We start from the raw sequence: 10,367 nt of genomic DNA, 5'->3' as shown, positions 1-10,367 counted from the left end.
GCCGAGCATGGCTCGGCATTACGCTCCCTCCCTTTCGCGTAGCGAAGGGGGGGGTTGGGGAGGGGTAGGTTTTATGCCGGATTGACGGTCTATCGGTAATACCTCTGCCGAGCATGGCTCGGCACTACGCTCCCTCCCTTTCGCGTAGCGAAGGGAAGGGTTGGGGAGGGGTAGGTTTTATGCCGGATTGACGGTCTATCGGTAAGGCCCCTGCCGAGCATGGCTCGGCACTACGCTCCCTCCCTTTCGCGTAGCGAAGGGGAGGGTTGGGGAGGGGTAGGTTTTATGCCGGATTGACGATCTATCGGTAAGGCCTCTGCCGAGCATGGCTCGGCACTACATTTTGTTTTTGGATATGACTGACAAGATCGCTTTGCACTACCTCGACGAAACGCTGCTGGTGGCGGAGAAGCCGGCCGGGCTGTTGTCCGTGCCCGGGCGTTCGCTGGAAAACCAGGACTGCGTTGTGTCGCGTTTGCAGCTGGAGTATGCGGATGCGTTGACCGTGCACCGGCTGGATCAGGTGACCTCGGGCTTGATGCTCTACGCGCGCGGCAAGGCGATGCAGGTTGCGTTGTCCAAGCAGTTTGAACAGCGCCAGGTGAGCAAGCACTACGAGGCGGTGGTGCAGGGTCTGGTCGAGGGCGAGGCCGGCGAAATCGATCTGCCGCTGATCTGTGATTGGCCGAACCGGCCGAAGCAGATGGTGAGCGTTGAACTGGGCAAGCCATCGTTGACGCGTTGGCGGGTGCTGGCGCGCGATGCGGTTGCACATACCACGCGGCTTGAGCTGGAACCGGTGACCGGGCGCAGCCATCAACTGCGGCTGCACCTGGCCAGCATCGGGCACCCGATCATCGGTGATGTGATGTACGAGGCACGTCCTGCGTTGCGGGTTTGCCTGCATGCGCGACGCCTGGAGTTTGCGCATCCGCTGAGTGGGGAGGCGTTGGCCTTTGTTTCTGAGTGTCCTTTCTAAAGTCAAAAGCTTGCCCTCACCCCAACCCCTCTCCCGCGTGCGGGAGAGGGGCTAGTGCACTGGCAGCCGACGCATTGCCAGCCCCTCTCCCGTTTACGGGAGAGGGGCTGGGGTGAGGGCAAGCTCCTGGCTTGTAGTCCGAGGCCCGTAGTCCCGAAATTCCTGGCCTCCGAGCCTTTGGTCTTAAGACCATCGTCGCAGGGAGTCCAGCCCACTGTCCGGACTATGCTCGGCACACAACAGGCAGGTGTCGGAGGGTGTCGTGCAGTACGATCAGATCTACCGCCGTTCCATTGATGAGCCCGAGGCGTTCTGGGCAGAGGAAGCCAAGGCCATCCATTGGCACCGCCCGCCGCAGCAGATCCTGGATTACAGCAATCCGCCATTCCGCCGTTGGTTCGTTGGTGGCGAAACCAACCTCTGCTACAACGCGGTGGACCGGCACCTTGCCGAGCGCGCCGACCAGCTCGCGCTGGTGGTCATCTCCACCGAAACCAATGTCACCCGCGAACTGACCTATCGCGATCTGTATCGCGAAGTGAATGCCTTCGCTGCCGTGCTGCTCAAGCTCGACGTCGGTCGCGGTGATCGCGTTGTCATCTACATGCCGAACATGGCTCAAGCCGTGTTCGCGATGCTGGCCTGTGCACGTATCGGTGCGGTGCATTCGGTGGTATTCGGCGGCTTTGCTGCGCACAACCTGGCGCTGCGTATCGACGATGCAGCGCCGAAGCTGCTGATTGCTGCCGATGCCGGCATGCGTGGCGGCAAGGTCATCCCGTACAAGCCGATGGTAGATGCGGCCTGTGCAGAAGCGCGCACACCGCCAGCGCAGGTGCTGATCGTTTCGCGCGGGCTGGATGCGGCCGAACCGCGCATCGCCGGCCGCGACCAGGACTATGCCGCGTTGCGTGCACAGGTGGGTGACGTCGAGGTGCCGGTGCAATGGCTGGAGTCCAACGAGCCAAGCTATCTGCTGTATACCTCCGGCACCACCGGCAAGCCCAAGGGCGTGCAGCGTGACGTTGGCGGCTACGCGGTGGCGATGGCGCAGTCGATGCGTACGGTGTTTGATTGCGGGCCGGGCCAGGTGATGTTTTCCACTTCCGACGTCGGCTGGGCGGTGGGGCATTCCTACAACGTGTATGGTCCGTTGATCGGCGGCTGCACCTCCTTGTTGTACGAAGGCCTGCCGATCAATCCCGATGCAGGCATCTGGTGGGCGCTGTGCGAGCAATACGGCGTGCGCACGATGTTCTCCTCGCCTACCGCGATTCGCGTGCTGAAAAAGCACGACATCGACTTCATCAACCGGCATGACCTGTCGGAGTTGAAGTACCTGTTCCTGGCCGGCGAGCCCTTGGACGAGCCGACCGCGCAGTGGATCAGCAGCGCCTTGCGCAAGCCGGTGATCGACAACTACTGGCAGACCGAGACCGGCTGGCCGGCGTTGACCTTGTTGCCGGGGCTGGAGATGAAACCGGTGAAGTTCGGCTCGCCGGGTTTCCCGAATCTTGGTTACAAGATGAAGGTGATCGACGAACAGAGCGGTGCCGAAGTCGCGCCCGGGCAGAAGGGCGTGCTGGTGATCCAGCCGCCGTTGCCGCCGGGCTGCATGAGCACGGTGTGGAACGACGATGAGCGCTTCCTGAAAAGCTACTTCAGCCATTTCAAGGAGCTGCTGTACAGCTCGCTGGACTGGGCCATCCGCGATGAGGAAGGCTATACCTTCATCCTTGGCCGCACCGATGACGTGATCAACGTGGCCGGTCACCGCTTGGGCACGCGCGAGATCGAAGAAGCCATCTCCGCCCATCCGCGCGTGGCCGAAGCAGCGGTGATCGGCGTGCACGACGAGTTGAAAGGGCAGGTGCCGCTGGTCTTCGTGACCTTGAGGCAGACCCGGGCAGACGACAATGCAGAGCAGCTGGCAGCGGAAATGGTGCAGCAGGTCACTCAATCCCTGGGGGCGGTGGCGCGCCCGGCCCATGTCCATATCGTCAATGCACTTCCCAAGACCCGTTCGGGTAAGCTGCTGAGGCGTTCACTGCAGGCATTGGCCGAACAGCGTGACCCCGGTGATCTGTCGACACTCGACGACCCGGGCGCACTGGAAGAAATCCGCCGCGTGCTGGGGAAATAGCACGCAGTTTGGCCGTAAGGCCACGGTGCGGCGGTGATCGCAAGGGGGCGGTACGTGGGCAGCTGCTTTGCAGATTCCGGGGCGGGGGCTCCGGGAGCATGCGCACGTGCCGTATTGCGATGCACAAAAGAGGGAAGGGGAATGGCATTCATTTATGCCAAGACGGCCGCTGGCCGTCTGGAGATCGAGAACCGTGGCTTGAAGTTGGCACCGGCGTTGCGCTCGGTGCTGTTGCTGGTGGACGGGCAGCGCGATGAGCGCGAACTGCAACAGATGGCGCAGGGCCTGCGTGCGCCGGAGGATGTATTGCAGCAACTGGCTGCCCTGCAGCTGATCGACGCGGTTGCCGGGAGTGCCGAGAAAGCGCCGGTATTGCCGGTGACCACGCAGTTGGGCGACGACCCGCTGCGCTACCAGCAGCTACGTGACTGGATGGCCGAATCGGTGCGCAAGCATCTGGGCCTGAAGGGCTATCTGATCCAGTTGAAAATCGACCGCAGCAAGACCGCCGTCAGCCTGGAACAGCTGTGGCCGGAGTTGTCCACCGCGCTGGGCAAGGCCAAGAGCCCGGCATTTGCCAGCCGCTGGCTGGAAGAGACACGCGCCCTGGTCGTGGGCTGATGCGGATGTGACCACCGCCCGCAAGGGCGGTGGCCGACGGTGTTCGCAAGCTGCCGCGCTGCACGGGCACTATGATGTGGGCTTGTCCTTCATTGGAGTGCCCTGCATGGCGCAGGAAGACAGCGGTCAGATCAGCACCGCGGGTTGGGATGCAATCAACGCGGCCATGGCAGCGCTGTATCCGGGTCAGGAGCCGCGGCATTTCGGCACGTTGCTGTCGCATACCCTGGGCGGCAACGATCCCCTGGATGGCATCAGCGTGTACTGGAGCGATACGCCCCGTCCGCATTGGCATTACGTCAGCTACGGCTTTTCCGAGCTGTACGACAAGCAGAGCGACGACCCGCAGGAGAGCGGCTTCGGTTTCGAATTGACGTTCCGCCTGGCCGCAGCGCCTGGCGAAAACAAGCACGAACCGCCGGCCTGGCCGATGAACCTGATGCAGAATCTTGCGCGCTATGTGTTCAGCAGTGGCAACGTGTTCGAAGCCGGGCATCACCTCGATGCCAATGGCCCGATCGCGCTGGATACCGACACACAGCTGCGGCATCTGGCATTCGTCGCCGATCCGCAGTTGCCGGCAATCGATACCGGCAACGGGCGATTGAACTTCCTGCAGCTGGTCGGCCTGACCGATGACGAGATGGCGGCGGTAAAACGCTGGTCCACGCTCGGTGTGTTGACGGTGATGGAACCGGCAATGCCGTTGTGGATCACCGAGCTGGGCCGCGATTCACTACTGCGCGACCCGGCGCTGGCTGCGCAGTTGGAGGCGGGCAGTCAGCGTGAGGGCTCCAGCACCGGCATGTTGTTCGTGGAGACCCTGGATTGGCGCGTTGAGGGTGCGACCACCACGCTGGTGCTGGGCGCCGGCCAGGTGCCCAGCGTGCTGGAGCTGTTGCCACTGCGCCTGCATCACGACAAGCCCTTGGTGGCGCTTGGCAAGGAGAGGCAGTGGCGGTTTGAACCCGGTCGCATGGATGACCTGCAAACCGATGCCGACAGCGCACGCTGCGTGCTTTCCGATGCCACATTGACCGCGTTGTTGGCTAGCGTGCGTGCCGAGCGCGGTGTGTATCCCTTGCCCGGTGGCAAGCTGCAGGTTGAAGTGCGGCCGACGCTGCTGCGCGATGGGCAGGGCGGCGTGATCCGCGAGATAGGCTGAGTTCGCGCAGGGGCGGACTTCAGCTCGCACTGGCCGCTGGTCGGCGCACAGCCAGTGGCAGTGAGAACTCGAACACCGCGCCTTCGTTGCTGTCCAGCAGACGGATCTGGCAATGGTGCAACTGCAGGATGCGGTGCACGATCAACAACCCAAGGCCGCCGCTGTCGGGGCGTTGGCTACCCAGTGCAGCTGGCGTATTGAACAATCCGTCCCGTCGTTCCAATGGAATGCCGGGCCCGGTGTCGGCAATGCGGACCATCACCGCATCATCCAACGCCCGCAGCGATACGCTGATGCGGCCGCTTGCCGGCGTGTGGCGGATCGCGTTGTCCAACAGGTTGGTCAGTACCCGTTCGATCAGCCCAAGGTCGGCTTCCACTGGCGGCAACCCTGCGGGAATCTCCGCGTCCAGGCGCTGCTGACGCGACTGCGCGGCCAGTTCGAATTTCTGCAACACGTCCTGCACCAGGTCCGGCAGCGAGAAGGTCTGCAGCTCCAGCACCACGCCGCCATGTTCAAGCCGCGCAAGCTCGAACAAGGCCTGCGCAAGCCTGCCCACCTTGTGGCTCTGCGACAGCGCGATGGACAGGTAGCGCTGGCGCTCGTCGGTGCTGAGGCTGGCATCCTTCAGTGCCAGCGTTTCCAGATAGCCGTGCAGCGATGACAGCGGTGTGCGCAGGTCATGCGACAGGTTGGCGACCAGCTCGCGCCGTTGCAGATCCTGCTGGCGCAGCTGCTGCCATTGCTCACCGATGCGTTGGCCCAGGTGGGCGAAGCTGTGCTGCAGGATGCTCAGTTCATCGCGCTCACCGGCACGTAGTGGCGCGGGCGGCAAGGGCAGCTGCGGGTCGCCACTGTCCACATCGAATGACTGGATGCGGCGGGTCAGCTGGCGCAGCGGGCGTGTCACCCAGCGGAAGGCGATCAAGCCAGCGAGCAGGCCGAAGATGGCCACGATGGCCAGTGACCACAACGTGTTGCGCAGTGTGGTGTTGGCGGCGATATCGGCGGCCAGTGCTTCGCGTTGCTCGCCTGCCAGCACCACATAGATGTAACCAACCTGCCGGCCCTGCACCCACAGCGGCGCGGCGTTGAACACCTTGCGGCCGCTGCTGCTGCGGGGGTCATCGCCGAAGATGGGCAAGGTGTCACCGGCCAGCAGCGCATGCACAGGTGCCAGATCAACGCCATCACGCTTCAGGTGCCCCTCCGGTGCATCGTGGCCGAGGATGCGGCCTGTATCGTCGAGCAGATAGACCTCGACGCTGGGATTGACCGACATCAGTTTGCCGAACAGCGCGCGTACTTCGCCATCGCGGATGCCACGTGCATCCATCAGCTCGCCGCTGCGTGCGATGTGCTCGGCCAGTCCGCGCGACAGACGCTGCACGGTTTCCTGCTCATGCATGCGGTTGCTGCGCATCTGCAGCCAGGCCAGCGCGCCACAGCAGATCAGCAGCAACGCGCAGAACACCAGTGACAGACGTTGCGAGAGAGTGAGCCGGATCATGCCGGGCTCCCGCCGGCAGTGGCCAGTTTGTAACCGCGTCCCCACACGGTAAGGATGCGCGTCGGCAATGCCGGGTCCTGTTCGATCTTGTTGCGCAGGCGGTTGATGTGGGTGTTCACGGTGTGCTCGTAGCCATCGTGTTGATGGCCCCAGACCTGGTTGAGCAGTTCCATCCGCGAGTAGACCTGGTCGGGATGGCGGGCGAAGAAGTACAGCAGGTCGAATTCGCGCGGGGTGAGTTCCAGCGGGCGCGCATCCACCTGCGCGGTGCGCGCGACCGGATCAATGCGCAGGCCGGCCACGTCGATCGCGCCGGCATCGATGCGCGCGTTCTGCGCCATCGCCTCCACGCGTCGCAGTAAAGCCTTCACCCGCGCCACCAGTTCCAGCATCGAGAACGGCTTGGCCAGGTAGTCGTCTGCACCCAGTTCCAGGCCGAGGATGCGGTGCAGCTCGCTGGCGCGTGCGCTGGTGATGATGATCGGTGTGTAGCGGGTCATCGCGCGTGCGCGCCGGCAGATTTCCAGGCCATCCACGCCGGGCAGCATCAGGTCCAGCACCAATGCATCCCAGTGTTCGCTTTCGAGCAGCCGCACACCCTCATCGCCGCTGGCGGCATGGCTGACCTCGTAGCCCTCGTCACGCAGGTGCATGCGCAGCAGGTTGGCGATATGCACATCGTCTTCGACGATCAGGATGCGTTTTGTGCTGCTCATCGATGCCTGTGGCCGGCGCGGGTGGATGGTTGGCATTGTCCTTGGATAGGGGCGCCGATGTGTCACGAAGAATTTAACTCTGCGTGAGGATTCGTTGACCGGGGCAGGCGCAGCATGGCCGCATCGTCCTTGGCTGGAGACCGCTCATGTCCTTGACCCGTCGCAGGTTGCTTGGCATCGGTGGCATGGCCGCCGCAGCCGGGGTGTTGGGGCTGACCGCCTGCAATGGCCCCGCCCCGGCCGCACCGGTGCGCTCGCCCGTGTTTGAAGTGATGCGCAGCGACGCCCAGTGGCGCCAGCAGCTCAGCCCGGCGCAGTACGCGGTGCTGCGCCAGCAGGGCACCGAGCGGGCCTTCAGCAGCCCGCTCAATGCTGAACACCGGCGTGGCACCTTCCGCTGTGCTGGCTGCGCGTTACCGCTGTTTTCCTCGGCGACCAAGTTCGACAGCGGCACCGGCTGGCCCAGCTTCTGGGCGCCGCTGCACGAGGCGGTAGGTGAGGACCGCGACAGCAGCTTCGGCATGGTGCGGGTGGGCGTGCACTGCCGGCGCTGTGGCGGCCATCTGGGCCATGTATTCGAGGACGGCCCGCGCCCGACCGGCCTGCGCTACTGCATGAACGGCGTCGCCCTGCAGTTCGTCGCGGCCTGATCCGCGTTTCATTCTTTCAAGAAGGATTCTTCCATGTTCCTGTTGGTACTGGCTTACCTCGGCGGCGTACTTACCCTGCTCAGCCCCTGCATCCTGCCGGTGCTGCCGTTCGTGTTCGCACGTGCCGACCGGCCGTTCCTGCGTAGCGGCTTGCCCTTGCTGGTGGGCATGGCCTTGATGTTCGCGGTGGTTGCCAGCCTGGCGGCGGTGGGCAGCCAGTGGGTGGCGCAGGCCAACCAGATCGGGCGCTGGATCGCGCTGGTGGTGATGGCCGTGTTCGCGCTGGCGCTGCTGTGGCCGGCGCTGGCCGACCGCCTGCTGGCGCCGCTGCAGCGCGCGGGTGCGCGGCTGGGTGCCGCTGCTGATGCGGGGCAGGGCGGCGTGCTGAGCTCGCTGCTGATCGGCGTGGCCACCGGCCTGTTGTGGGCGCCGTGCGCGGGCCCGATCCTGGGCCTGATCCTGACCGGCGCGGCGTTGCAGGGCGCAAACGTGGGTACCACCGGTTTGCTGTTGGCCTATGCGTTGGGTGCGGCAACTTCGCTGGCGCTGGCGGTGTGGATAGGCGGGCGCGTGTTCACCGCCTTGAAGCAACGCCTGGGCGTGGGCGAGTGGATCCGGCGCGGCTTGGGTATCGCGGCCTTGCTGGCGGTGGTGGCCATTGCGATGGGCTGGGATACCGGCCTGCTGACGCGGCTGTCGACGGTCAGCACGGCGAGGCTTGAGCAGCGGCTGCTGGACGTGCTGCCCACGCAGCAGCCGGCGGCAGGGGCGGCGATGATGATGTCCGCGGGCGATGCCGCCAACGGAGCCTTGCCGGTGGAAGGGCAGATGCCCTCGCTGGCCGGCGCCACCGCCTGGCTCAACAGCCCACCACTGGATGCACAGCAACTGCGCGGCAAGGTGGTACTGGTCGATTTCTGGACCTACTCCTGCATCAACTGCCTGCGCGCCATGCCCTATGTGCGCGATTGGGCCGAGCGCTACAAGGATCATGGGCTGGTGGTGATAGGCGTGCATGCACCGGAGTTCGCCTTCGAACGCAAGCTGGACAATGTGCAGCGCGCGGTGGCCGAGCTGAAGGTCAATTACCCGGTGGCCATCGACAACGATTTCGCGATCTGGCGCGGTTTCAACAACCAGTACTGGCCGGCGCATTATTTCATCGACGCGCAGGGGCGCATCCGCGCTCATCACTTCGGCGAAGGCAACTACGCGCAGTCCGAGCAGGTCATCCGTCAGCTGCTGCGCGAGGCCGGCAACAGCTTGCCGGGTGATATGGCACCGGCAATGCGCATGGCAGGCAATGGCGTCGAGCGCCAAGCCGACATGAGTAGTTTGAAGTCGCCTGAAACCTATATCGGCCATGGCCGCGCCGAGCACTTTGCCTCGCCGGGTGGCATGCAGGCTGGGCAGGTCAGCGACTACATCGTGCCGGCGCAACTGCAGCTCAACCAGTGGGCGCTGGGCGGGCATTGGATCGTCGGCGAGGAAGATGCGCAGTTGCAGCAGGCGGGCGGGCGCATCGCTTTCCGCTTCCATGCCCGCGATCTGCATCTGGTACTTGCGCCGCAGGATCCGGCGCGGCCGGTGCGTTTCCGTGTGCGCATCGATGGCCAGGCTCCGCAGGCCGCTGCCGGCAGCGATGTGTCGGCGCAGGGCGAGGGCGTGGTGGATCAGAACCGCTTGTACCAGTTGATCCGTCAGGACGGCGAGGTGCGCGAACGTACGTTCGAGATCGAGTTCCTCGATCCGGGTGTGCGCGCCTATGCCTTCACGTTTGGTTGAACACAGGAGAGCCGAGATGAAGATCGCCATGGACAAACTTGTTGCGGGCAGCATCGCGGCGCTGGTTGCCGGGGTTCTGCTGGTGGCCGGATTCAGCATGGACCGTAGCGCGCAGGCGGCACCGGTTGCGCAGCGCGTGCCGGCCCCGACCGGCGCAGCCGATCTGCATCAGGCCGGCGTCAAACAGGCGCGGGTGGTGTTTGCCGGCGGCTGCTTCTGGGGCGTGCAGGGCGTGTTCCAGCACATCAAGGGCGTGGACAACGCGGTTTCCGGCTACATCGGTGGCAGCGCTGCCGATGCCAGCTATACGCGTGTCAGTGGCGGCGGCACCGGCCATGCCGAGGCGGTGCAGGTGTCCTACGATCCGTCGCAGGTCAGCTACGGGCAGTTGCTGCAGGTGTTCTTCTCGGTGGTGCACGACCCCACCCAGCTCAATCGCCAGGGCCCGGACCACGGCAGCCAGTACCGCTCGGCCATCTATGCCGATGACGCCGCGCAGCGCGATGCAGCCCGTGCGTATATCGCGCAGCTGCAGCGCAGTGCGGTGTTTGCCGCACCGTTGGTCACCCAGGTCGAAGGCGGCAAGGCCTTCCATGCGGCCGAGGGCTACCACCAGAACTACCTGACGCTGCATCCCGAGTCGGCCTACATCCGCGTCAATGACCTGCCCAAGGTCGCCGGTTTGAAGCAGCAGTACCCGGCCCTGTATCGCGCGCAGCCGCGACTGGTGATGCGCTTGTCGGCGCGCTGACGCCGGCCATGAACGCAACGGGCCGCCGGTCATGCAACCGGCGGCCC

9 protein-coding genes are annotated in these 10,367 nt (G+C 64.7%); 7 read left to right on the top strand and 2 right to left on the bottom strand.

Translation table 11 applies throughout. From position 1 onward, the window contains the following. The first annotated feature begins 355 nt into the window (after positions 1-355). The 4 genes from ACVOKO_RS17240 (at position 356) to ACVOKO_RS17225 (ending at position 4,908) form a co-directional block, all read left to right on the top strand. Complete coding sequence (locus ACVOKO_RS17240; RefSeq protein ID WP_346500202.1) at positions 356-979, top strand: RluA family pseudouridine synthase; 624 nt, start codon at positions 356-358, stop codon at positions 977-979. A 247-nt stretch (positions 980-1,226) separates the two neighbouring features. Then, entirely contained in the window at positions 1,227-3,122 is a 1,896-nt protein-coding gene (prpE, locus tag ACVOKO_RS17235; RefSeq protein ID WP_346500200.1) for a propionate--CoA ligase, read from the top strand. A gap of 141 nt (positions 3,123-3,263) precedes the next feature. After that, positions 3,264-3,743 (top strand): hypothetical protein, encoded by a 480-nt coding sequence (locus ACVOKO_RS17230; RefSeq protein ID WP_057629619.1) that lies wholly within the window; start codon positions 3,264-3,266, stop codon positions 3,741-3,743. A 106-nt stretch (positions 3,744-3,849) separates the two neighbouring features. Then, entirely contained in the window at positions 3,850-4,908 is a 1,059-nt protein-coding gene (locus ACVOKO_RS17225; RefSeq protein WP_346500197.1) for a suppressor of fused domain protein, read from the top strand. Positions 4,909-4,927: 19 nt separating this feature from the next. On the opposite strand, the gene ACVOKO_RS17220 is transcribed toward ACVOKO_RS17225, so the two are convergent. Both ACVOKO_RS17220 and ACVOKO_RS17215 read right to left on the bottom strand, forming a co-directional pair. Next, a complete protein-coding gene (locus ACVOKO_RS17220) occupies positions 4,928-6,418 on the bottom strand; it encodes a sensor histidine kinase (protein WP_346500195.1) in 1,491 nt (496 codons plus the stop codon). Continuing rightward, the gene (locus ACVOKO_RS17215; protein ID WP_346500193.1) at positions 6,415-7,134 is read right to left on the bottom strand and encodes a response regulator transcription factor; all 720 of its coding nucleotides are present in this window, start codon (positions 7,132-7,134) and stop codon (positions 6,415-6,417) included. Before ACVOKO_RS17215 ends, ACVOKO_RS17220 begins: the two co-directional genes overlap by 4 nt. Positions 7,135-7,280: 146 nt before the next feature. On the opposite strand from ACVOKO_RS17215, the gene msrB reads away from it, so the two are divergent. From msrB to msrA, 3 genes are read left to right on the top strand one after another with little or no spacing between them, the layout of a single operon-like run. Next, positions 7,281-7,784: a peptide-methionine (R)-S-oxide reductase MsrB gene (msrB, locus tag ACVOKO_RS17210; RefSeq protein WP_346500191.1), complete on the top strand. Its 504-nt coding sequence runs from the start codon at positions 7,281-7,283 to the stop codon at positions 7,782-7,784. Between the two features lie 33 nt (positions 7,785-7,817). Beyond that, positions 7,818-9,569: a cytochrome c biogenesis protein DipZ gene (locus tag ACVOKO_RS17205; protein WP_346500189.1), complete on the top strand. Its 1,752-nt coding sequence runs from the start codon at positions 7,818-7,820 to the stop codon at positions 9,567-9,569. Positions 9,570-9,585: 16 nt separating this feature from the next. Beyond that, positions 9,586-10,320, top strand: coding sequence for a peptide-methionine (S)-S-oxide reductase MsrA (gene msrA, locus ACVOKO_RS17200; RefSeq protein ID WP_346500187.1), 735 nt, complete (start codon positions 9,586-9,588; stop codon positions 10,318-10,320). Positions 10,321-10,367: the final 47 nt, after the last annotated feature.

Source organism: Stenotrophomonas sp. STEN240 (genome assembly GCF_056756175.1).
This window is presented reverse-complemented; position numbering and strand designations above follow the sequence as displayed.

What these genes read in the sequence shown, in the direction of transcription:
- ACVOKO_RS17240 (WP_346500202.1), top strand. Translation starts at nt 356, where the DNA reads ATGACTGACAAGATCGCTTTGCACTACCTCGACGAAACGCTGCTGGTG.
- ACVOKO_RS17230 (WP_057629619.1), top strand. Translation starts at nt 3,264, where the DNA reads ATGGCATTCATTTATGCCAAGACGGCCGCTGGCCGTCTGGAGATCGAG.
- ACVOKO_RS17225 (WP_346500197.1), top strand. Translation starts at nt 3,850, where the DNA reads ATGGCGCAGGAAGACAGCGGTCAGATCAGCACCGCGGGTTGGGATGCA.
- ACVOKO_RS17220 (WP_346500195.1), bottom strand. Translation starts at nt 6,418, where the DNA reads ATGATCCGGCTCACTCTCTCGCAACGTCTGTCACTGGTGTTCTGCGCG.
- ACVOKO_RS17215 (WP_346500193.1), bottom strand. Translation starts at nt 7,134, where the DNA reads ATGAGCAGCACAAAACGCATCCTGATCGTCGAAGACGATGTGCATATC.
- msrB (WP_346500191.1), top strand. Translation starts at nt 7,281, where the DNA reads ATGTCCTTGACCCGTCGCAGGTTGCTTGGCATCGGTGGCATGGCCGCC.
- ACVOKO_RS17205 (WP_346500189.1), top strand. Translation starts at nt 7,818, where the DNA reads ATGTTCCTGTTGGTACTGGCTTACCTCGGCGGCGTACTTACCCTGCTC.
- msrA (WP_346500187.1), top strand. Translation starts at nt 9,586, where the DNA reads ATGAAGATCGCCATGGACAAACTTGTTGCGGGCAGCATCGCGGCGCTG.